Source organism: Streptomyces sp. ME02-8801-2C, assembly GCF_033793965.1.
Classification (GTDB): domain Bacteria; phylum Actinomycetota; class Actinomycetes; order Streptomycetales; family Streptomycetaceae; genus Streptomyces.
In genome coordinates this window covers 11,836-33,648 of record NZ_JARAXP010000025.1, presented here as the reverse complement: position 1 = coordinate 33,648, position 21,813 = coordinate 11,836, and the positions used below count along the sequence as shown (strand labels likewise).

The window sequence follows — 21,813 nt, the reverse complement described above, 5'->3', positions numbered from 1 at the left end:
ATGACCTGGCTGATCACCGGCGGCGCAGGCTACATCGGGGCGCACGTCGTGCGCGCGATGACCGAGGCGGGCGAACGCACCGTGGTGTACGACGACCTGTCCACCGGCATCGCCGAGCGCGTGCCGGACGGCGTGGCACTGGTGGTCGGCTCGACCCTGGACGGGGAGCGGGTGGCGCGTGCCCTCAGGGACCACGAGGTGACGGGCGTGGTCCATCTGGCGGCGAAGAAGCAGGTGGGCGAGTCGATGGACCGGCCGCTGCACTACTACCGGGAGAACGTGGAGGGGCTGCGCGTCCTGCTGGAGGCGGTCACGGCGGCCGGGGTGCCGTCGTTCGTGTTCTCGTCCTCGGCGGCCGTGTACGGCATGCCGCCCGCCGCGCGGAAGGGGGCCCTGGTGACGGAGGACACGCCGTGCGTCCCGATGAGCCCCTACGGCCAGACGAAGCTGGCGGGCGAGTGGCTGGTCCGCGCGACGGGCCGGGCCACGGGCCTGTCGACGGCGAGCCTGCGCTACTTCAACGTGGCGGGCGCGGCGAGCCCGGAACTGGCCGACGTGGGTGCCTTCAACATCGTCCCGATGATCTTCGAACGTCTGACGGCACACGAGCCTCCGCGCATCTTCGGCGACGACTACCCGACCCCGGACGGCACCTGCGTACGGGACTACATCCATGTGGTGGACCTGGCGGAGGCCCATGTGGCGGCGGCCCGGGCGCTGGAGGCGACCCCTGGCCGTGAGCTCACCCTCAACATCGGCCGGGGGGAGGGCGTCTCGGTCCGCGACATGATCGACCTGGTGAACGGCGTGACGGGCCATGCCCTGCCCCCGGTCGTGGCCCCGCGCCGCCCGGGCGACCCGGCGAGGGTGGTGGCCTCGGCCGACCGCATCGCCACCGAGCTGGGCTGGAAGGCGAAGCACGACGTCCACGACATGATCACCTCGGCGTGGGCGGGCTGGGTCCGACTGCACCCGGAGGCGGGGAAGGGGGCCGAAAGCTCAGGAAGCTACTGACTGTTCAGCGACATTCTTGCGAGGAACCCCAGGCGTTCACGCCTGGCAGGAATCGCATCGTGTGGTGGCGACGCGGAGCGTCGCGGTGTCCGGGAGTTCGGGCGCGGAGCACCCGTGGGGCTGTCCGGCGGAGCCGGGCAATGCCGAACGTATGGTCGGTGGGTCGCTGGATGGCGGGGCGGATGTGCGGAAGCCGTCCATGCGTGCGGGCGGCTGTGTAGGTTCGGGTGTCATGAAGCTGGTGGTGCGGGTCAAACTCCTGCCGACGCCCGTGCAGGCGGCGGCACTTGAGGCGACCCTGCACGCCTGTAACGAGGCCGCGACCTGGGCCGCGGAGGTCGCCCTCGAGAAGAGGGCGTGCCGTCCGTTGGGGCTGCGCAAGCACACTTACGTCGAGATCCGTCAACGGTGGGGGCTTGGGGCGCAGGCCGCCCAGCACGCGATCAAGAAAACATGTGACGCCTACACGACCCTGAAGGCCGGCCTGCGGGCCGGCCGCTACGGCAAGCCGGGCTCCAAGCGCCACACCCGCGCGGCGGGCAAGCCGGTCGTCTTCCGGCCCGAGGCGGCCCAGCCCTATGACGACCGGATGCTGTCCTGGCAGCACCAGGCCCGCACCGTCTCGGTCTGGACCACCGGCGGACGCCTGAAGAACGTGGCGTTCACCGGGCAGGTCGAGCAACTGGGGGTTCTGGCCCGCCACCGCAAGGGCGAGTCCGACCTGGTGCGCCAGGGCGGGAAGTGGTTCCTGATCGCGACCTGCGAGATTCCCGAGAAGACCCTGAACACCCACCCCGCGGCCTTCCTGGGTGTCGATCTCGGAATCGTGAACATCGCCGCCACGTCCGACGGTACAAAGCACTCCGGGCGCCGCATCAACCGCAAGCGGGAGAACGACCGGACACTGCGCTCCAAGCTGCAGAGGAAGGGCACCAAGTCCGCGAAGCGGCGGGCGAAGAAGCACGCGGGCCGTGAGGCCCGCCGTAACAAGGACATCAACCACAAAATCAGCAAACGGATCGTGGCGGAGGCTGAACGCACCGGTCGCGGAATCGCCCTGGAAGAACTGACGGGCATCCGCGAGCGGGCACGGCTGAGGAAGCCCCAACGAGTCAAGATCCACACCTGGCCCTTCGCGCAACTCGGCTCCTTCATCGCCTACAAGGCGCGGAAGGCCGGGGTGCCGGTGGTGTACGTCGATCCGGCCTACACCAGCCAGGAATGCTCCCAGTGCCACCACACCGAACGCGGAAACCGGCCCACCCAGGCCCGTTTCGCGTGCCGGTCCTGCGGCTTCGTTGAGCACGCGGACCACAACTCGTCCCACAACATCCGCCGACGCGGCTGGATGGCGTGGGTCTGCGGGGCCCCGCCAACGGCCCCTGAACTCACCCTCACCGCGTGAGTCCTGGACGCAGCCGTACCCATCACAGCCAGTGATGACTCGAGCAGCAAGCCCGGTCGCTCACGACCGGGTAGTTGACGTACGCCAGTACCACCGGCACCCGGCGGTGTCCGCTGTCGCTCGGGGGCAGACCCAGCTTCAGGAACACGTTGCAAACGTGTTTGCTGACCGAGCGCTCCGCGACCACCAGGTCTTGGCGATCATCGTGTTGTCGTGGCCCTCCGCATCAGCTCCAGAACCTCGCGCTCGCGCGGTGCGAGGGTGTCGAGAGGGGAGTCCCGGCGCCCGACGAGGAGTTCGGCGGCGACGCGCTCCAGGGCGTCGAGGAACTCGCCGATCCTGCCCACACGGTTCTCCAGGAGATAGCCCACGCCGCTCGCTCCGCCGCGTACGACTCCTCCACGTACTGGGACGGGACCAGAACCGGAAGGCCGGGAATCCGTTCCCGCGCTTCCAAGGCCGCCCGCGGACCCTCGTCGCGGAAGCCGGGAGGCATCCGGACGTCCAGATCAGGGCGTACGGATCGAGGCGTCACAGCGCCTTCAGCGCCGCCGTGGTCGCCCGGGCCAGCGATCCCAGATACCCCTTCGGCAGCTTCGGGCTGCGGATCACCACCGAGCGCCAGTAGAGGGGCCCGGAGATCAGGTCGAGGGCCAGGTCGGGGTCGATGCCGGAGCGGATCTCCCCGCGCTGCTCCGCCGCCGCGACGATTCCGCTCGCGACCCCTTCCTGCCCTTCCCGCAGCGCCTTCTGCATGGCGTCGGCGATCTCGGGGTTGCGGGCGGCCTCCGCCTGGAGGTCGGGGATGATCTGCGAGGCCACCGGGTGGCGCAGCGCACGGGACGTCAGCTCGTACAGCATCCGCAGGTCGCCCTCGAGGGTGCCCGTGTCCGGCGCGGGGAGCCCCTGCACCGCGATCGCCGAGACCAGGTCGAGCACCAGGTGCAGTTTCGAACGCCAGCGCCGGTACACCGCCGTCTTGCCGACGCCCGCCCGGCGTGCGACGCCCTCGATGGACGTCCTGGCGTATCCGACGGCCGCCAGCTCCTCGAACACGGCCGCCCGGATGGCCTCCGTCACGTCCTCCCGCAGTACGGCGGCTCCGGCGGGGGCCCGGCGGCGGGTCCGTGCCGGCGCGGTCCCGGGCTCGTCGGTGTTCGTCGTCATGCGGACCAGCATAGGGGCGTTACGACGAAACGGTTGCGTTCCGACGCCGAATCGGAATACGCTCCCGTTGCGACGATACGGTCCCGTCCCGACGTAAGAGTTTGGAAAGAAACGCGTAAGACCCGGCGTGCACCGCCGGCAGGGGGCGCCGGGAAAAGCGGGACCGGTCGCGCGCCCCCTTTCCACTCCCCCCAAGTGAAAGCAGCGGATGTGAGCCAGGTCCTCCACACACCGCCCCCGTCGCAGGCCACCGCGGCCGACGACGACCTCACGGCGCTCGCCGCCCGGTACGGGCTCTCGGTCAGCGGCGCCCGCCCCAGCCTGCGCACGTACGTCCGCCAGCTGTGGGACCGGCGCCACTTCATCACCGCGTTCGCCACCGCCAAGCTCACCGCCCAGTACAGCCAGGCGAAGCTCGGGCAGATCTGGCAGGTGATGACCCCATTGCTCAACGCGGCGGTCTACTACTTCATCTTCGGCGTCCTGCTGGGCACCAAGCACGGCGTGCCTGACTACATCCCGTTCCTGGTGACGGGCGTGTTCATCTGGACGTTCACCCAGAGCTCGATCATGGCGGGCACCCGCGCCATCGCCGGCAACCTCGGCCTGGTCCGGGCCCTGCACTTCCCGCGCGCGGCCCTTCCGATCTCGTTCTGCATCCAGCAGCTCCAGCAACTGCTGTTCTCGATGGCCGCGCTGATCGTGATCCTGCTCTGCTTCGGCATCCCGGTCAGCGCCTCCTGGCTGCTGGTCATCCCCGCCCTGGCACTCCAGTTCGTGTTCAACACGGGCGTGTCGATGATCATGGCGCGGATGGGCGCGTCGACTCCGGACATCGCCCAGCTGATGCCGTTCGTGCTGCGCACCTGGATGTACGTGTCCGGGGTCATGTGGAGCATCGACAAGCTGACCTCGAAGGACGACCTGCCGCACGTGGTGTCGGTGCTCCTCTCGACCAACCCGGCGGCGATCTACATCGACCTGATGCGCTTCGCCCTGATCGACAGCTACCACTCCAGCCAGCTCCCGGCGCACATCTGGCTGATCGCGACCGGCTGGGCGCTGCTCGCGGGCGTCGGCGGCTTCATCTACTTCTGGAAGGCTGAGGAGACGTACGGCCGTGGCTGAGAACCCGAACGAGCAGATCCCCACCGTCGTCGCCTCACACGTCGACATCGTCTACCGCGTCAACGGCACGGGTGCCGGACGGGGCACCGCGACCGCCGCCCTCAACCGCATGGTGCGGCGCAGGCAGAGCGAGAAGGCGGCCGGTGTGCGCAAGGTGCACGCCGTCAAGAACGTGTCCTTCGTCGCCTACCGCGGCGAGGCCATCGGTCTGATCGGCACCAACGGCTCCGGCAAGTCCACGCTGCTCAAGGCGGTCGCCGGACTGCTCCCGGTGGAGAACGGCCACATCTACACGGACGGCCAGCCCTCCCTCCTCGGCGTCAACGCGGCCCTGATGGGCGACCTGACGGGCGAGCGGAACGTCTATCTCGGCGGTCTCGCCATGGGCATGTCCCGGGAACAGATCAAGGAGCGCTACCAGGACATCGTCGACTTCTCGGGGATCAACGAGAAGGGCGACTTCATCTCCCTGCCCATGCGGACGTACTCCTCGGGCATGGGCGCCCGGCTGCGCTTCTCCATCGCCGCCGCCAAGGACCACGACGTCCTGCTGATCGACGAGGCCCTGGCGACCGGCGACCGCTCCTTCCAGATGCGCTCCGAGGAACGCATCCGCGAGCTGCGCCAGCACGCGGGCACGGTGTTCCTGGTCAGCCACAACAACAAGTCGATCCGCGACACCTGCGACCGTGTCCTGTGGCTGGAACGCGGCGAACTGCGCATGGACGGCCCGACGGACGACGTACTGAAGGAGTACGAGGCATTCACCAACCGCCCGACGAAGCCGACGGCCCAGGCCGCCTGAGCCCAGGCCTAGTGGCGGAATACCCAGGTGCGGTAGACGAGGAAGCGGAACGCCGAGGCGAGCACGATCGAGACGCCCTTCACCTCGTTCGACTCGACCGGCCCGTGCAATCCCAGACCGTGATAACCGATGTAGAACAGGCCGCTTTCCATCGCGATGCCGATCGCGCTGAACACGAAGAACAGCGCGATCTGCTGCCTGGTACGTGAGGCCCTGTCCCGGTACGTGAAATAGCGGAAACCCAGATAGTTCGAGCCCATGGCGATGAGGCTGGACAGCACGGTGGCCGTCATCGCCCGCCAACCCATCCCGTGCAACAGCAAGTTGAAGAACAGGAAGTTCACGAGCACGCCACTGCCGCCGACGGCCCCGAATTTCACCGCTTCGAGAATCAGGCGCCGCACCGACCTGGCCGGAACGGTCAGCCGGTCCTCGGAGACATTCACACTCACGCCCGCGACTTTATCCGAGGCATCCGGTCTAGCAGGAAAGGGTAAATTCCCCGTCTGCTTTTCTCTAACAGTTGTCAAGAAAAACAGGGGCGCCCCGAGCCGTGACGACGGCCCGGGGCGCCCCCGCACGCGTACCGGCTACGAGTGACTCCGCAGCAGCGTGCGCATCGTCCGCATCGCGACCGACAGGTTCGCCAGGTCGAAGGCGTCCGAGCTCTGGATCTCGTCCAGGGTCGTGCGCGCGCGGCCCAGGAGCGCGGTGTTCTTCGCCTCCCACGCCTGGAAGCGCTGCTCGGGCGTCGCCGAGCCGTTGCCGGCCGCGAGGACGTCCGCCGTGAGGGACGCGTGAGCCGCGTACAGGTCCTCGCGGATGGAGGCGCGGGCCATGGACTGCCAGCGGTCGGCGCGCGGCAGCTCGATGATGCGGTCCATGAGCTGGGTGATGTGGAGACGGTCGGCGAGGTCGTAGTAGACCTCGGCGACATCCATCGGGTCGCGGCCCATCCGGTCGGCGACCGAGACGATGTCGAGCGTCGGGAAGGCCGACGAGAAGCCCGCGACCTTGGTGGCGAGCTGGTCGGGGACTCCGGCGCCCGTCAGCTCGTCGTAGATCTTCCGGTACCACTCGAGATCCGCGCCGCTGAGCAGCTTGGCCAGCTGGGACCACACTTGGCCGACCCGCTCGCCGAAGAACTCGACGGTCTCCGTGAGCTGCACCGGCTGCGGCCGGTTGTTGAGCAGCCAGCGCGTGCCGCGCTCGACAAGTCGCCGCGAGTGGAGGCGGATCCGGGTCTGGACTGCGGCCTCGACCGTGTTGTCGAGCGCCTCGACCCCGTCCCACACCGCGCTGGAGTTGAAGATCGCGCGAGCCGCGGTCTGCGCCCGCACCACCTCCTCCAGTGAGGCGCCGGTCTCCTCGCGCAGCCGGTGCAGGAAGCTCGTACCGCCCGTGTTGACCGTGTCGTTGACGAGCATGGTCGTGATGATCTCGCGGCGCAGCGCGTGCCCGTCGATCTGCTCGGGGAACTTCTTGCGCAGCGCGCTCGGGAAGTAGGCGTCCAACAGGCGGCGCAGATACGGGTCTTCGGGCAGCGAGGTCTGCAACAGCTCGTCGGCGACCGTGATCTTGGTGTACGCGAGGAGCACGGCCGTCTCCGGCCCGGTCAGCCCCTGCCCGCCGCTGAGGCGTTCCCGGATCTGCCGGTCGGTCGGCAGGAACTCCAGCGCCCGGTCCAGATGGCCTTCCCGCACCAGGTACCGCATGAAGCGCTGCTGGGCGTGGAGCATGTCCTTGGACTGGGCGAGGGCGTTGGCGATGGCCGTGTTCTGCGCGTAGTTGTTGCGCAGGACCAGCGCGCCGACCTCGTCGGTCATCTGGGCGAGCAGCTTGTTGCGCTGTTTGACGGTCATGTCACCTTCGGTGACAAGGGAGTTGAGCAGGATCTTGATGTTCACCTCGTGGTCGGAGGTGTCCACGCCCGCGCTGTTGTCGATGGCGTCGGTGTTGATCTTCCCGCCGATTTGCGCGAACTCGATCCGCCCGAGCTGGGTGAGCCCGAGGTTGCCGCCCTCGCCGACGACCCTGACGCGCAAGTCGCCGCCGTCGACGCGGATGGCGTCGTTGGCCTTGTCGCCGACGTCGGCGTGCGACTCCGTGCTCGACTTGACGTACGTGCCGATGCCGCCGTTCCACAGCAGGTCGACCGGCGCCTGGAGGATCGCCTTCATCAGGTCGGCCGGCGTCATCTTGCTGACCGCGGCCTCGATGCCGAGCGCCTCGCGGATGTGCGAGTTGACCGGGATGGCCTTGGCGGTGCGGGGGAAGATGCCGCCCCCGGCGGAGATCAGCTGACTGTCGTACTCCGCCCAGCTGGACCTCGGCAGCTCGAACAGGCGTCGCCGCTCGGCGTACGAGGTGGCCGCGTCGGGCTTCGGGTCGATGAAGATGTGCCGGTGGTCGAAGGCGGCGACGAGCCGGATGTGCTCGCTCAGCAGCATGCCGTTGCCGAACACGTCACCGCTCATGTCACCGACGCCCACGACCGTGAAGTCCTCGGTCTGGGTGTCGACGCCCAGCTCACGGAAGTGCCGCTTGACGGACTCCCAGGCGCCGCGCGCGGTGATGCCCATGCCCTTGTGGTCGTACCCGGCCGAGCCACCCGACGCGAAGGCGTCCCCGAGCCAGAAGTTGTACGACTCGGCGACCTCGTTGGCGATGTCGGAGAAGGTCGCCGTGCCCTTGTCGGCGGCGACGACGAGGTAGGTGTCGTCCTCGTCGTGCCGTACGACGTCGGCGGGCGGCACGACCTCGCCCGCCACCAGGTTGTCGGTGATGTCGAGGAGCGCCGAGATGAACGTCCGGTAGCTCCTGACCCCCTCGGCGAGCCACGCGTCCCGGTCCACACTCGGATCGGGCAACTGCTTGGCGACGAACCCGCCCTTGGCGCCGACCGGCACGATGACGGTGTTCTTCACCATCTGCGCCTTGACCAGCCCGAGGATCTCCGTACGGAAGTCCTCCCGCCGGTCCGACCAGCGCAGTCCGCCGCGCGCGACCTTCCCGAACCGCAGATGGACGCCCTCCACCTTCGGCGAGTACACCCAGATCTCGTACGCCGGACGCGGCGCCGGCAGGTCCGGGATGGCCTGCGGGTCGAACTTCATGGAGACGTAGTCGTGCGGCTTGCCGCCCGCGCTCTCCTGGTAGAAGTTCGTCCGCAGGGTCGCCTTGATGACGGTGAGGAAGGACCGCAGGATGCGGTCCTCGTCGAGGGAGGCCACCTGGTCGAGGGCCGCGTCCAGCTCCTCCATGAGCGCGTCGGTCAGCTCGACGCCCGCCCGCTGCCGCTCCGGCGACATCCGCGCCTCGAACAGGGACACGAGCAGCCGGGTGGTGTGGACATTGTTACGGAGGGTGTCCTCCATGTAGTCCTGGCTGAACGTGGAACCGGCCTGCCGCAGGTACTTCGCGTACGCCCGCAGCACCAGCGCCTGCCGCCAGTCGAGGCCCGCGCTCAGCACCAGCGCGTTGAAACCGTCGTTCTCGGCCTGCCCGGTCCAGGTGGCCGAGAAAGCCTCCTGGAAACGCTCGCGGCCGTCGTCCCCGAGATAATCCCCGCCGCCGCTCAGCGACTTGGGCAGCCTGAGCCCGAAGTCGTAGATCCAGGCGGTGGTCCGGTCCGAGCAGCGCAGCTCGTACGGCCGCTCGTCGATCACCTCGACGCCGAGCCGGTTGAGGACGGGAAGCACGGAGGACAGCGAGACGGACTCGCCGGTGCGGTAGATCTTGAACCGGCGTTCACCGGGCGCGGCGCTCACCGGCTCGTAGAGGCTCAGCGAGAAGTTGGTGCCGACGCCCAGCTTCTCGAGGTGGACGAGGTCGGCGACGGCGGCGCGCGGGGTGTGGTCGGCCTTGTAGCCCTCGGGGATGGCGTTGCCGTACCGGCGCAGCAGTTCGGCGGCGCGCTCCTCGCCGCACTCGGCGTTGAGCGCCTCGGCGAAGGCGTCGGCCCAGGACCGGGCGGCCTCGACGAGCCGCGCCTCGATGCGCTCCTTGTCCTGGTCGGACAGCTGCGGCAGCTCGGTGCCCTGCGGAACGCGGACGACGAAGTGCAGCCGCGACAGGATGGACTCGGTGTTCCAGGCCGTGAAGTCGACGCTGATGCCGCCGAGTTCCTCCTTCAGGATGTCGATGATCCGCAGCCGTACGCCGGTGGTGTACCGGTCCCGGGGCAGATAGACGAGGGCGGAGTAGTAGCGCCCGTACTCGTCCTGGCGCAGGTAGAGGCGCAGCCGGCGCCGCTCCTGGAGGTACAGCACCGAGGTGACGATGGCCCGGAGTTCGTCGGGCGGCGTCTGGAAGATCTCGTCGCGCGGGTAGGTCTCCATGATCTGGAGCAGGTCGCGCCCGTCGTGGCTGTCGGGCGAGAACCCGGCGGCCCGCAGCACCTCGTCGACCTTGCGCCGCACGACGGGCACCCGGCGCACGGACTCGGTGTACGCGGCCGAGGAGAACAGCCCCAGGAACCGCCGCTCGCCGACGACCTCACCCTTCTCGTCGAACTTCTTCACCCCGACGTAGTCGAGATACGACGGCCGGTGGACGGTGGCGCGGCTGTTGGCCTTGGTCAGGACGAGCAGCTTGTGCTCGCGGGCCTTGGCCCGGGCGTCGGCGGGCAGCCGCTCGAAGGACGGGCTGACCGGATGGCCCTCGTCCTCGGAGTGGTGGGGATCGGCGCGCAGAATGCCGAGCCCGGTCCCCGGCACGGCACCCAGCGAGTCGTCCTCGCGCAGCTCGTACTCGCGGTAGCCGAGGAAGGTGAAGTGGTCCTGCGCGAGCCAGCGCAGCAGTTCGCGCGCCTCCTCGACGTCCTGGTCGACCAGGTCGTCTGCGGTCGGCTCCTTGGGCAGCTCGTCGGCGATGCGCAGCGCCGCGTCGCGCATCTTGTCCCAGTCCTCGACGGCCTCACGGGTGTCGGACAGCACACGCAGCAGGTCGCTGGTGATCTGCTTCAGGTCGGCGCGGTCGGTCTCGCGGTCGATCTCGACATGGATCCACGACTCGACGTGCGCATCGTGCGGCAGGTCGGCGTCCCCGACGGCCGCGCTCCCGGTGGCCCGGTCGGGCAGCACCTCGATGAGCCGGCCGGTCAGGTCCCGTCGTACGACGAACTGCGGATGGACGACGAGATGGATGCCGCGCCCCTGGCGGGACAGTTCGTTGGTGACCGAGTCGACGAGGAAGGGCATGTCGTCCGTGACGACCTCGACCACGGAGTGGCTGCACGTCCAGCCGTTCTCCTCGACGGTCGGGGTGTGCACCCGCACGCTCGCCGTGCCCTGCGGACGGGTCTCGCCCAGCCGGTAGTGCGAGAAGGCCGCGCCGAAGACGTCCTCCGGGTCGCGGTCGGTGAGGTCCTCCGGGGCGGTGTGCAGGTAGTAGCGCTGGAGGAACGCGAGCACGGTGTCGTGGTCCGGGGTGCCGGGGTCCCGGCCGGACTCGGTTGCACGTGTCGTCCCAGTCGGTAGGTGCCCCCCGACCGGGCTGTTCTCAGCTACCCGCGCGGCCCTTTCGAGCAGCTCGGCCTTGGCTTCGTCCAGCTTGGTCTGCATTGTCCTCTGACTCCTGTCGCGCGCCGTTGCGTGACGTAGAAGGAAGTACGGCTCCTCCTGCGGTACAACGCCTCGACGCGGGGTCTCCGGTCTGTTCCGACGCTATGCCGCAGGGTGGGAAGAGCGGGGGGTTATCGGCCATTCTCGGCACCCCGGCGGAGTGTGACGCTGCTCTCGGCAACGCCGGTCCACGGGATGCGTACGGCGTCCTGGGAACCCTCGGGGTTCCGTCCCGCCCGCGCCGACCAGCGATCACCGCCCGGGCACGGATGTGGTCCGTGCACTCCGGGCGCAAAGCAGGGACGAGGGCGCCCCCGCGACGTATCGCGCTGATCACGCCACAAGGCTATCGCTCATGACGGGGGCCACGTCATGCGCCATTTGTGTACAAAAGATGGCTGACAAGTTTGCCGTTATGCACAGCGGGAGAAGAGGAGATGCCCGAATCGCCCGGAACGGAGGCCTGCCGAGCGCGCGCTGTGGCTACGCGGCCGGCCGCGAGGCCTCCGCGACGGCCTCCTCCAGGCTGTCCACCACGGGCACGCCCACCTCTTCGAGGCTGGCCCGGCCATGGGAACCCCCGGTGTAGAGCACGGCCCGGGCACCGACGTGCAGGGCCGCGAGCGCGTCGTCGGCGGCGTCCCCGATGACCACCGTGCGCGCGGCCTCGACGCCGGTGCCGGTCAGCGCTTCGAGATGGCGCACCATGTGCTCGGCCTTGCTGCCGCCGGAGGGACCAGTCCGCCCGTCGACCCGTACGAAGTGCGGCTCGATCCCGAATCCCCTGACCAGCGGGACGAGTTCGGCGTGCCCGTACATGCTCAGAATGGACTGGCTGTGGCCCGCCGACTGCCACCCGGCCAGCAGATCCCGCGCACCGGCCGCCAGCTCGCACGTCACCCGGTGCTCCGCGTAGTACCGGTGGAAGATGTCGTCCATGGCGGCCCACTCGGCCTCCGTGGGCAGCCGCCCGAGCAGTCGCTCGTAGAACCGCGGCACCGGGACGCAGTACAGCGCCCTGTACTGCTCGAGGGTGATCGGTGCCAGCCCCAGCTCGGCGAATGCGGCGTTCGTCGCGCCGATGACGGCCTCGGTGTCGTGGAACAGCGTTCCGTTCCAGTCCCACACGATGTGCGTCACTCCGTACTTCCCCATACCAAGAAAGTACAGCCAGCCCGGCCCGTCGCTCAGTCCGGCAACCCGACCAGGTTCGGAATCTCCTGGGTGGCATACCAGAGCAGCTCGTGGTCCTCGGCCCCGTCCACCGTGAACTGCGCGTCGTCGTCGCCCTGGTCGGCCGCTCCCAGCGCCGCCGCGGCCGCCGCCACGTCCTTCTCGGCGTCCCCGGCGTCGACGTGCACAGCAGCTGCCTTGCCGAGCGACACGGCCCCGCCCACCCGGACCTCGCCCAGCGCGACCGGGTCGAGGCCCCGGTCGGGGTCGGCCACCGCGACCCCGTCGGCGACATCGACGGCGACGACCACTCGGCGCCGCGCCACCCCCGGGTCCATGGCGAGCAGGCGCAGGGAGGCCAGCGCGGCCCGGTTCAGCGCCGCGTACTCCAGCTCCTCGACGTCGTCGGACAGGTACCACTCACGCAACGCGGGCGTGACGGCGTACGCGACGAACGGTCCCGCCCCCAACTCGCCCGTCTTGTACGCCTCGGCAAGGCCCTGGAGGGTCAGGGGGACGTAGACGCGCATGACTGACCGCTTTCGTAGAGGCGTTTCAGACGACCCGGGAAGACCTTCAGGATACGTCGCGGAGTCCCCTTTCGGGTCCCCGCTCACGCCCCTCGGAGCGTCCACCGGGCGCCTCGGAATTCACCCAGGCCACAGCTCCCACCAGGCCTTTGCCCCTCGCGAATCACCCTGATAAGTGAACCTGCGCCTTCGCCGACCCGCACCCCATCTCTCCTTGCACCAGGTCGATTACTCCCCGTACAAGATCCCCAACGGAAAGTTACTGCCCGGTATCCATCCGGGCCTCGAGAACGGGGACATTCCATGAACAAGGTGATGACGAGGACGGTCCGCCACACCCCGTCCCGCCCGCCGGTACGCCGGGACACCCGCCGCCCCGGCAGCACCCCGCACCGCACCTCCCCGGGCGGAGGCACGCCCCGCACACCCCTCACCGAAGCCACCGCGCCCACCAGGACCCACCCGGAACCCCGAGTCCCCGCCCAAGGGCAGCCCCGCGCCCTCCCGCAGCCCCGCCCCACCGACCTCTTCGCGGACCGCCTCCTGGCCGTCCTGAGCGGGGAACGCCCCGTCCACAGCATGCTCCGCCACACCGTGGGCCGCGCCTACGACGAGCTGGCCTGGCTCGCGGCGCGCGGCCCCCTCCGCACGCGCGGCACCCGCCCCGTCGTCCGCGACGTCGGCTACTACGAGCCCAGCCGAGGCGCCCTGGAGGCCTTCGCCCGCATCGGCGCCGGCGATCAGCTCAGGGCGATGGCCTTCCGCCTGGAACTCGGCCGGGACTTCCGCTGGCGCTGCACGGCAGTGGAACTGGGCGGCCCCCGCAGGCCGCACACGGCGGACGACTAGACACCGGGCACGCGAAAGGGCCGGCCACCCCGCAGGATGCCCGGCCCTTCCCACCAGAGGTCACACAGCGACCACCAGCTACTGCCTACTCATTCACCAGGTACTGCCGACTCGTCACTTCTTGCGTCGGATCCCACGGCGCTGCTGCTTGCGCCGCTCCGCGCGCGTGAGCCCGTCCGCCTCGGACCGCACCTCGTCGTCGTCGCCGACGAGGTCGCCCTCGACGATGCCGCCCTCGCCGTCCACGGTCGGGGCGGAGAAGTGCAGCCGGTCCCGACGCTGCGGAGCGTCGAGCCCCTTGGCGCGGATCTCGGGCCGGGAACCGGCACTCGCCTGCGCCGGCACCGAGTCCTCGAGGCCCTTGTCGAGCGACGGCTTGGTGTCCGCGACCGGGACCTCCTCGACCTGCTGCTCGACCTGGACCTCCAGGTTGAACAGGTAGCCGACGGACTCCTCCTTGATGCCCTCCATCATGGCGGTGAACATGTCGAAGCCCTCGCGCTGGTACTCGACCAGCGGGTCCTTCTGCGCCATGGCGCGCAGACCGATGCCCTCCTGGAGGTAGTCCATCTCGTAGAGGTGCTCGCGCCACTTGCGGTCCAGGACCGACAGCACGACCCGGCGCTCCAGCTCACGCATGATCTCGGAGCCGAGCTGCTCCTCACGCGACGCGTACTGCTCGTGGATGTCGTCCTTGATGGACTCGGAGATGAACTCGGCGGTCAGCCCGGCGCGGTCGCCGGCCGCCTCCTCCAGCTCGTCGACGGTGACCTTCACCGGGTAGAGCTGCTTGAAGGCGCCCCACAGCCGGTCCAGGTCCCACTCCTCGGCGAAGCCCTCCGCCGTCTCCGCGCTGATGTACGCGTCGATGGTGTCGTCCATGAAGTGCTGGACCTGCTCGTGCAGGTCCTCGCCCTCCAGGACGCGGCGCCGCTCGCCGTAGATGACCTCGCGCTGCCGGTTGAGGACCTCGTCGTACTTGAGGACGTTCTTGCGGGTCTCGAAGTTCTGCGTCTCGACCTGCGACTGGGCGGAGGCGATGGCACGGGTGACCATCTTGTTCTCGATCGGTACGTCGTCCGGGACGTTCGCCATCGACATGACGCGCTCGACCATCTGGGCCTTGAACAGCCGCATGAGGTCGTCGCCGAGGGAGAGGTAGAACCGGGACTCGCCGGGGTCGCCCTGACGTCCGGAACGACCGCGCAGCTGGTTGTCGATCCGCCGGGACTCGTGCCGCTCGGTACCGAGGACGTACAGCCCGCCGAGGTCCTTGACCTCCTCGAACTCGGCCTTCACGGCCTTCTCGGCCCGCTCCAGGGCGGCCGGCAGGGCCGCGGCCCACTCCTCGATGTGCTCCTCGGGGTCGAGGCCGCGCTGCCGCAGCTCCGCCTCGGCGAGGTCGTCGGGGTTGCCACCGAGCTTGATGTCCGTACCACGACCGGCCATGTTGGTCGCGACCGTGACGGCGCCCTTGCGGCCGGCCTGGGCGACGATGGTCGCCTCCCGGTCGTGCTGCTTGGCGTTCAGCACCTCGTGCTGGATGCCTCGCTTGGAGAGCTGCTGCGAGAGGTACTCGGACTTCTCGACCGAGGTCGTGCCGACGAGGATCGGCTGACCCTTCTCGTGCTTCTCGGCGATGTCGTCGACGACCGCCTCGAACTTCGCGACCTCGGTGCGGTAGATCAGGTCGGACTGGTCCTTGCGGACCATGTCACGGTTGGTCGGGATCGGGACGACACCGAGCTTGTAGATCTGATGGAACTCGGCGGCCTCGGTCATGGCCGTACCGGTCATACCGGAGAGCTTGCTGTAGAGGCGGAAGAAGTTCTGGAGGGTGATGGTCGCCAGGGTCTGGTTCTCGTCCTTGATGTCCACCCCTTCCTTCGCCTCGATGGCCTGGTGCATGCCCTCGTTGTAGCGGCGGCCGGCGAGGATACGGCCGGTGTGCTCGTCGACGATCATGACTTCGCCGTCGATGACGACGTAGTCCTTGTCGTTCTTGAAGAGCTCCTTGGCCTTGATGGCGTTGTTCAGGTAGCCCACCAGCGGCGTGTTCACCGACTCGTACAGGTTGTCGATGCCCAGCCAGTCCTCGACCTTGGCGACACCCGACTCGTGGATGGCGACGGTGCGCTTCTTCTCGTCGACGTCGTAGTCGCCGGTCTCCTCGATGCCCTTGAGGGGGTTGCCGGACTCGCCGCGCTTGAGGCGGGTGACCAGCTTCGCGAAGTCGCCGTACCACTTGGTGGCCTGGTCGGCCGGGCCGGAGATGATCAGCGGCGTACGGGCCTCGTCGATGAGGATCGAGTCGACCTCGTCGACCACGGCGAAGTTGTGGCCGCGCTGGACGAGCTCGTCCTGGGACCACGCCATGTTGTCGCGCAGGTAGTCGAACCCGAACTCGTTGTTCGTGCCGTACGTGATGTCGCAGGCGTACTGCTCGCGCCGCTGGGCCGGCGTCATGTTGGCGAGGATGCAGCCGACGCTCAGCCCCAGGAACTTGTGGACGCGGCCCATCATCTCGGAGTCGCGCTCGGCCAGGTAGTCGTTGACCGTGATGAGGTGAACGCCGTCTCCGGACAGCGCGTTCAGATACGTCGGCAGGGTGCCGACCAGGGTCTTGCCCTCGCCGGTCTTCATCTCGGCGACATAGCCGAGGTGGAGGGCTGCGCCGCCCATGATCTGCACGTCGTAGTGGCGCTGGCCGAGGGCGCGCTTGGCGGCCTCCCGCACGGTGGCGAAGGCCTCGGGCAGCAGGTCGTCCAGGCTCTCACCGTCGGCGTACCGCTGCTTGTACTCATCGGTGAGGGCCCGCAGCTCGGCGTCGGAGAGGTCGACGAAGTCCTCTTCGATGGAGTTGACCTGGTCCGCGATGCGGTGCAGCTTGCGCAGGATTTTGCCTTCGCCTGCACGCATGATCTTTGAGAGGACGGACACGGGGGTTGGTCTCCTTGCCGGTCGGGCCTGGGACGGTCGGTTTCCATTGTCTTAACTGAGCAACGGCCATCGTATGCGAGCCCCCGCCAAGCCGGGAGGTCTGCCGGTGGGACAGCCATAAGGAGAACGGCCGGGAGTCACGGATGGTGCCGGATGCCACCCACGAATTGCACGAATTGTGATCACGAACTCACGCACAGCAAAAGGGATGGCGCCCTCATCGTGCCCCGAGCAGAATCGGCCGATGGACCCCGTCACGCTCACCACGGCCCGCCTCCTCCTGCGCACGGTCGGCCCGCACGACTCCGACGCCGTGTACGCCGCGGCGCAGGACCCCGACATCCAGCGCTGGACGACGATCCCCTCGCCATACCGCCCCGAGCACGCCCGCGGCTTCACCTACCAGCTGGTGCCCGACGGCTGGGCGGACGGCTCGATGTTCACGTTCGGTGTCTTCCTCCCCGAAGGGGAGGAACTGGTGGGCATGCTCGCCCTGACCATGCGTTCCCTGGGCGTGACCGAGGTCGGCTTCTGGGCCGCGAAGGCCCACCGGGGCAACGGCTACATCGCGGAGGCCACGATCGCCGCCTCCCGCTGGGCCTTCACCCATCTGTCGGTGGACCGCGTGGAGTGGAGGGCGGAGGTAGGCAACACGGCATCCCGAACAACAGCGGAACGAGCCGGCTTCATCATGGAAGGCACCCTGCGCTCGGCAATCAACAACAAGGGAGTACGCCGAGACTGCTGGGTAGCCTCCCTTCTCCCCTCAGACCTGAACCTCCCATCCACGGCCCCGTACATCCCCGGAGACTCCGGCGCTTGAGAACGCGGCCCGCACCTCCAGCCCGTCCGGCGTTTGAGGACAAGGCCCGTTCAGGGCCGTAGCGGGGGTCTGGGGGCGCAGCCCTCAGTGATGGGACGGGTAGGGGCGGCGGGGGCGAGAACAACACCCGAAACCCCAGCTCACCCCCACTGTCAGTCCCACCCCCTATCGTGCGGAAGCATGACGAGCAACCCGCCCCCCACCCACCTCTCCGCCCCCGAAGCCCGCCGAATCGCCCTACACGCCCAGGGCTTCGTCGGCACCCCCAACCGCAAGGCAGGCGTCCGAGGCATCCTCCGCCACCTGGGCGCGGTCCAGCTCGACACCATCTCCGTACTCGCCCGCTCCCACGAACTCATCCCCTACGCCCGCCTCGGCGCCATACCCCGCAAAAAAATCGAAGACGCGTACTGGAACCCAGCACCGACAACCCCCCATGCCCGCCCCCACCCCCACGCCTTCGAATACTGGTCCCACGCGGCCTGCATCCTCCCCGTCGAGGAGTGGCCCCACTTCGCCTTCCGCCGCCGCGCCTACCGCTCCCGCCCCCACTGGAACCACGACCTCCCGTCCGGCGTCTACGAGCAGGTCATCAAGCAGCTCCGCGCACAGGGCCCGCTCACCGCAACGGAGTTGGGCGGCGCGAAACGCACCAGCGAGTGGTGGGACTGGTCCGGCACCAAGGTCGCCGTCGAACGCGCCCTGATGTACGGCGAGGTGGTGTGCGTGGAGCGCCGCGGCTGGAAGCGGGTGTACGACCTCGCCGAGCGCGCCATCCCGGACACGCTGCTGCACGACGACCTCGACGACACGGAATGCCTGCGCCGCCTGGTCCGCCTCGCCGCCCAGTCGCTGGGCGTCGGAACCCGCGCGGACATCGCCGACTACCACCGCCTCAAGGCCGAGCAGTTCGACGCCGTGATCGCGGACTCGGGCCTGGTCCCCGTCACGGTCGAAGGCTGGGGCAAACCGGCCTGGGCCGACCCGGCAGCTCTGGAGACACCCCCGCGCGGCCGACACCGCACGACCCTGCTCTCCCCCTTCGACTCCCTGATCTGGGAGAGGGCCCGCACAGAACGGATCTTCGGTTTCACCCACCGCCTGGAGGCCTACGTCCCCAAGCCGAAGCGCGTGTACGGCTACTTCGCGATGCCGGTCCTCGCCGGCGGCCACCTCGTCGGAAGAGTGGACCCCGCCCGGGAGGGCAACACCCTGGTGGCCAAGCAGGTCTCCCTGAACGGCCCCAAGGCGGTCCCGGCGGTGGCCCAGGCCCTGCTGGAGGCGGCAAGCTGGGTCAACTGCACGAACGTACGAGTGGAACGGGTAGATGCCCCGGACCTGCGCACTCCCCTGACAAGGGAACTGGCCCAGGCGCTCGGATAGCCCCCCGCCCCCCGCCCGTCCTTCCGAAGCCCTACCGGATCTCGAGGATCTTCTCCCGCATCGCGTAAACCACCGCTTCCATCCTGGAGTGCAGCTGCAGCTTCTCCAGGATGTTGCGCACATGGTTCTTCACGGTGTTCTCGGAGATGAACAGCTCTTTCGCGATATCGCGGTTGTTCATCCCGGTCGCGACCAGCTTGAGCACTTCCAGCTCGCGATCCGTGAGCCGCGGCGCGGGCACCAGCCGCCGCTCGTCCGTCCGCTGGATCATCGACTTGAATTCGGTGAGCAGTTTCGACGCCATGGAGGGACTGATCTGCGACTGCCCGTCGGCCACGGCGCGAATGGCCGTGGCCACCTCGTCGGTGGAGATCTCCTTGAGGAGATAACCGGTCGCACCCGCCTTGATCGCCTCGTAGAGATCCGCTTCCTCATCACTGATCGTCAGCATGATGATCTTGGCGCTGGGCGCGACCTCCTTGATGGAGGTGCACGCCTCGATCCCCCCGCGCTTCGGCATCCGTACGTCCATCAGGACGATGTCGGGCAGCAGGTCGGCGGCCTTGTCGACGGCCTCGGCACCGTCCCCGGCCTCGCCGACAACCTGGATGTCCTCCTCGGCCGCGAGCACGATCTCCAGTCCACGGCGGAAGAGCGCGTGGTCGTCCACGACAAGGACTCTGATCGGCTCCTTGCGCGAGGTGTCCGCGTCCGGGCCCGTCTCGGTCACGCCGCCGTGGGCATGCCCGACCTGCATCGGTCCGAAGCTGTCCGCCATCGTTCCTCCCCCTGAAGGCTGTGGCCTGTGGTCCTGTGCCATCGCCAACCCAAGGCAACGGCCCACCGGTTGAGCCGTTGCGGCCATGATTCCATGCCCGGGCCACGCTGCGGTGACAGTGCGGACCGCTGAGGGGTCGCACACGGGTGCCCCTGGGGGCGCACGCGCGCTCCAGGGGCACCCGCTCGGCTGTCACCGGGGGCGGTCAGCCTCCCAGCGTGCCACCCGCCGCGGGGGAGTGCGCCTGGTTGGCGACCATCGGGTCCGTGTTGAGGTGGATCACGCCGTAGTCGTAGGCGTGCCGTCGGTAGACGACACTCGGTTCCTTGGTCTCGGAGTCGACGAACAGGTAGAAGTCGTGCCCGACCAGTTCCATCTCGTAGAGGGCCTGGTCAAGCGTCATCGGGGAGGCGACGTGGGTCTTCTCGCGGACGATGAGGGGGCCTTCGCCCTTCACTTCCAGCGAGCCGATCCTCTTGACTGGCACGCCGTCCGCGTCTTCCTCGTGGACGGGGTGTCCATTGCCGTTCAGCGTTGCCGCGTCCGGGACGTGGTCGGCGACCTCGGCGGCTGTCAGCCGGCCGGCGCCTCGGCGGGTGTAACGCTTGTCGTGCTGCTTGCGCAGCCGGGCCTCGAGCTTGTCGGCCGCGAGGTCGAGTGCCGCGTACGGGTCGCTTGCCGCTGCTTCCGCCCGGATCACCGGACCGCGGGAGTGAAGCGTGATCTCCACTCGGTCTGAGCGGTCGGCCTGCCGGGGGTTGGGCTCCTTGGACACCTCGACGTCGAGGCTGATCACTTTGCCGTCGAGCTTCTGGATTCTGTCCAGCTTCAGCTTCTCGGCCACGTGCTTCCGGAACCGCTCGGGCACCTCGGTCTTGCGTCCCTTGACGACGATGTCCACGCAGAACTCCGTTCCCGGATCGCCCCGCTTCAGTGGCGGAGCGTCTCCCTTTTGCACCAGGCTCCGGCGTACCCCGGAACCTCGGACTCGGTGACTTCCACCTCCTCCTCCCCCATGGGCAAGATCCCCACTCCGTCGGCCGGGGTGATTAACGAAAACCCGCAGCACGGCATTCGGTTTTGCGAGGTGTGGCCTGCGGCTTTCCCTCACAACCGAACATATCTCGCCCGGACGTATGTCGTCACCCTCTACTGCCGCGTACCTCCGTTCCAGTGAATTGGCCCTCTCACTACCTGCAACGATGCAAGTTAAGTGTCAGTTCCAGTTTGTTTCGAAGGAATCAGGCGTCGCCGCGACCACAGCAGCGCAGATCATGCCTCCGAAGGCACCGGTCGCCACCATTCCGGCCACTCCAGGCCTCCGCTCCACATCCGCAGCCACACCCGCGCCCACGGCTCCCGTACGTCGCTGCCCTCTGACTTCCCGCCCCGCGTCCGCGTACACAGCGTTTCCCACTCTTCTCACGTCTCCCACCTCTCCCGCCCATTCCCTCCCTCCCGCCGCCGCCTCCCCGCCCCCGACCGCCTCCCGTACGGCACGCGCGGCCTCGGCCAGCGAGGCTCCGGTCGTCATCAGATCGTCGACCAGGACGACCGCGCCGGCCCCGGCCAGCAGCCGTCCGCCCCCGGGCGCAACGCTCAGCGCGCCCGCGAGATTGTCCAGCCGCTGCCGGGAGTTGAGGCCCGCCTGGTCGGCCACGCCACGCCGCTGCCGCAGCACCGCCAGCACCCGCGCCGGCGTACCGGACGCGCGCAGGTCGCCCGCCGCGGCGAGCGCGATCCGCCGGGCCGGATCATGCCCTCGGGCCCGTACGGCCCGCCGTGCGGACGGCACAGGGACGAGCAGCACGCCCCGGCGACCGGGCGGCGTCTCGTCGACCCCTGCCCGCACAGCTCCCGCCAGGGCCGTCCCGAGCGGCCCCGCGAGTGCCAGCGCACCCCTTTCCTTGTGCGCGAGGAGCACCGCGCGCACCTCGTCCGCGTACCGGGTCGCCGCGTGCACCACCGGCAGCCCGAGCGGCTCGGGCACCGGACGCACCCGGCTCGGTACGGCCCCGTTGAGGGCGGCACGGCACTCCGGGCAGAGCACCGTGCGAGGCGTCCCGCAGCCTCCGCACTCGGCCGGCAGCACCAGGTCACCGAGGTCCTGCCACCACCCCCGCATGCGCACCACTGTGCCAACACCGCCGCGACTCGGCCACCCCTGTGGACAACGCCCTGTGGACAACGTCCCCGCGCAACTCCACGCCCCGCGAGCACCCCCGGACACGCCGACGGCCCGCCGGACTTCCGA

The 21,813-nt window shown here is 68.9% G+C and carries 16 protein-coding genes and 1 pseudogene; 7 read left to right on the top strand and 10 right to left on the bottom strand.

Translation table 11 applies throughout. From position 1 onward, the window contains the following. Both galE and PV396_RS41055 read left to right on the top strand, forming a co-directional pair. Positions 1 to 1,014, top strand: coding sequence for a UDP-glucose 4-epimerase GalE (gene galE, locus PV396_RS41060; RefSeq protein ID WP_319213445.1), 1,014 nt, complete (start codon positions 1 to 3; stop codon positions 1,012 to 1,014). A 232-nt stretch (positions 1,015 to 1,246) separates the two neighbouring features. Continuing rightward, positions 1,247 to 2,419, top strand: coding sequence for a transposase (locus tag PV396_RS41055; RefSeq protein ID WP_319213444.1), 1,173 nt, complete (start codon positions 1,247 to 1,249; stop codon positions 2,417 to 2,419). Positions 2,420 to 2,441: 22 nt separating this feature from the next. On the opposite strand, the pseudogene PV396_RS41050 reads toward PV396_RS41055, so the two are convergent. Beyond that, positions 2,442 to 3,044: pseudogene (locus tag PV396_RS41050) on the bottom strand (LuxR C-terminal-related transcriptional regulator). Beyond that, positions 2,951 to 3,586: a TetR/AcrR family transcriptional regulator gene (locus tag PV396_RS41045; protein ID WP_319213443.1), complete on the bottom strand. Its 636-nt coding sequence runs from the start codon at positions 3,584 to 3,586 to the stop codon at positions 2,951 to 2,953. The pseudogene PV396_RS41050 and the gene PV396_RS41045 overlap by 94 nt, the downstream one beginning before the upstream one ends. A 210-nt stretch (positions 3,587 to 3,796) precedes the next feature. On the opposite strand from PV396_RS41045, the gene PV396_RS41040 reads away from it, so the two are divergent. After that, positions 3,797 to 4,714, top strand: a complete 918-nt coding sequence (locus PV396_RS41040) for an ABC transporter permease (protein WP_319213442.1) — start codon at positions 3,797 to 3,799, stop codon at positions 4,712 to 4,714. Then, positions 4,707 to 5,519 (top strand): ABC transporter ATP-binding protein, encoded by an 813-nt coding sequence (locus PV396_RS41035; protein WP_319213441.1) that lies wholly within the window; start codon positions 4,707 to 4,709, stop codon positions 5,517 to 5,519. Before PV396_RS41040 ends, PV396_RS41035 begins: the two co-directional genes overlap by 8 nt. Before the next feature lie 8 nt (positions 5,520 to 5,527). Here PV396_RS41035 and PV396_RS41030 read toward each other — a convergent pair whose 3' ends face one another. From PV396_RS41030 to PV396_RS41015, 4 genes are all read right to left on the bottom strand, one after another. Next, positions 5,528 to 5,971 (bottom strand): GtrA family protein, encoded by a 444-nt coding sequence (locus PV396_RS41030; RefSeq protein WP_319213440.1) that lies wholly within the window; start codon positions 5,969 to 5,971, stop codon positions 5,528 to 5,530. Positions 5,972 to 6,109: 138 nt separating this feature from the next. Next, a complete protein-coding gene (locus PV396_RS41025) occupies positions 6,110 to 11,083 on the bottom strand; it encodes an NAD-glutamate dehydrogenase (RefSeq protein WP_319213439.1) in 4,974 nt (1,657 codons plus the stop codon). Between the two features lie 483 nt (positions 11,084 to 11,566). Beyond that, entirely contained in the window at positions 11,567 to 12,238 is a 672-nt protein-coding gene (locus PV396_RS41020) for an HAD family hydrolase (RefSeq protein WP_319213438.1), read from the bottom strand. A 32-nt stretch (positions 12,239 to 12,270) separates the two neighbouring features. Next, a complete protein-coding gene (locus PV396_RS41015) occupies positions 12,271 to 12,786 on the bottom strand; it encodes a DUF6912 family protein (RefSeq protein WP_319213437.1) in 516 nt (171 codons plus the stop codon). 303 nt (positions 12,787 to 13,089) lie between these two features. Here PV396_RS41015 and PV396_RS41010 point away from each other — a divergent pair, with 303 nt between their 5' ends. Beyond that, the gene (locus PV396_RS41010) at positions 13,090 to 13,635 is read left to right on the top strand and encodes an Rv3235 family protein (protein WP_319213436.1); all 546 of its coding nucleotides are present in this window, start codon (positions 13,090 to 13,092) and stop codon (positions 13,633 to 13,635) included. 114 nt (positions 13,636 to 13,749) lie between these two features. On the opposite strand, the gene secA is transcribed toward PV396_RS41010, so the two are convergent. Continuing rightward, positions 13,750 to 16,575, bottom strand: a complete 2,826-nt coding sequence (secA, locus tag PV396_RS41005) for a preprotein translocase subunit SecA (RefSeq protein WP_319213435.1) — start codon at positions 16,573 to 16,575, stop codon at positions 13,750 to 13,752. Between the two features lie 244 nt (positions 16,576 to 16,819). On the opposite strand from secA, the gene PV396_RS41000 reads away from it, so the two are divergent. Both PV396_RS41000 and PV396_RS40995 read left to right on the top strand, forming a co-directional pair. Next, a complete protein-coding gene (locus PV396_RS41000) occupies positions 16,820 to 17,398 on the top strand; it encodes a GNAT family N-acetyltransferase (protein WP_319213434.1) in 579 nt (192 codons plus the stop codon). 180 nt (positions 17,399 to 17,578) lie between these two features. Continuing rightward, entirely contained in the window at positions 17,579 to 18,781 is a 1,203-nt protein-coding gene (locus PV396_RS40995; protein WP_319213433.1) for a winged helix-turn-helix domain-containing protein, read from the top strand. Positions 18,782 to 18,812: 31 nt separating this feature from the next. Here the strand turns inward: PV396_RS40995 and PV396_RS40990 are convergent, their stop codons facing one another. The 3 genes from PV396_RS40990 to PV396_RS40980 all read right to left on the bottom strand — a co-directional run bounded on the left by PV396_RS40990 (position 18,813) and on the right by PV396_RS40980 (position 21,684). Continuing rightward, positions 18,813 to 19,559 (bottom strand): response regulator transcription factor, encoded by a 747-nt coding sequence (locus tag PV396_RS40990; protein WP_319213432.1) that lies wholly within the window; start codon positions 19,557 to 19,559, stop codon positions 18,813 to 18,815. Between the two features lie 205 nt (positions 19,560 to 19,764). Then, positions 19,765 to 20,460, bottom strand: a complete 696-nt coding sequence (gene hpf, locus PV396_RS40985; protein WP_416071568.1) for a ribosome hibernation-promoting factor, HPF/YfiA family — start codon at positions 20,458 to 20,460, stop codon at positions 19,765 to 19,767. A gap of 315 nt (positions 20,461 to 20,775) precedes the next feature. Then, positions 20,776 to 21,684 carry a ComF family protein gene (locus PV396_RS40980; RefSeq protein WP_319213431.1) on the bottom strand — a complete coding sequence of 303 codons (909 nt, stop codon included), beginning with the start codon at positions 21,682 to 21,684 and terminating at the stop codon, positions 20,776 to 20,778. Positions 21,685 to 21,813 lie beyond the last annotated feature (129 nt).

Coding starts and splice junctions, on each gene's coding strand:
- galE (WP_319213445.1), top strand. CDS start 1: ATGACCTGGCTGATCACCGGCGGCGCAGGCTACATCGGGGCGCACGTC.
- PV396_RS41055 (WP_319213444.1), top strand. CDS start 1,247: ATGAAGCTGGTGGTGCGGGTCAAACTCCTGCCGACGCCCGTGCAGGCG.
- PV396_RS41045 (WP_319213443.1), bottom strand. CDS start 3,586: ATGACGACGAACACCGACGAGCCCGGGACCGCGCCGGCACGGACCCGC.
- PV396_RS41025 (WP_319213439.1), bottom strand. CDS start 11,083: ATGCAGACCAAGCTGGACGAAGCCAAGGCCGAGCTGCTCGAAAGGGCC.
- PV396_RS41020 (WP_319213438.1), bottom strand. CDS start 12,238: ATGGGGAAGTACGGAGTGACGCACATCGTGTGGGACTGGAACGGAACG.
- PV396_RS41015 (WP_319213437.1), bottom strand. CDS start 12,786: ATGCGCGTCTACGTCCCCCTGACCCTCCAGGGCCTTGCCGAGGCGTAC.
- PV396_RS41010 (WP_319213436.1), top strand. CDS start 13,090: ATGAACAAGGTGATGACGAGGACGGTCCGCCACACCCCGTCCCGCCCG.
- PV396_RS41000 (WP_319213434.1), top strand. CDS start 16,820: ATGGACCCCGTCACGCTCACCACGGCCCGCCTCCTCCTGCGCACGGTC.
- PV396_RS40995 (WP_319213433.1), top strand. CDS start 17,579: ATGACGAGCAACCCGCCCCCCACCCACCTCTCCGCCCCCGAAGCCCGC.
- PV396_RS40990 (WP_319213432.1), bottom strand. CDS start 19,559: ATGGCGGACAGCTTCGGACCGATGCAGGTCGGGCATGCCCACGGCGGC.
- PV396_RS40980 (WP_319213431.1), bottom strand. CDS start 21,684: ATGCGGGGGTGGTGGCAGGACCTCGGTGACCTGGTGCTGCCGGCCGAG.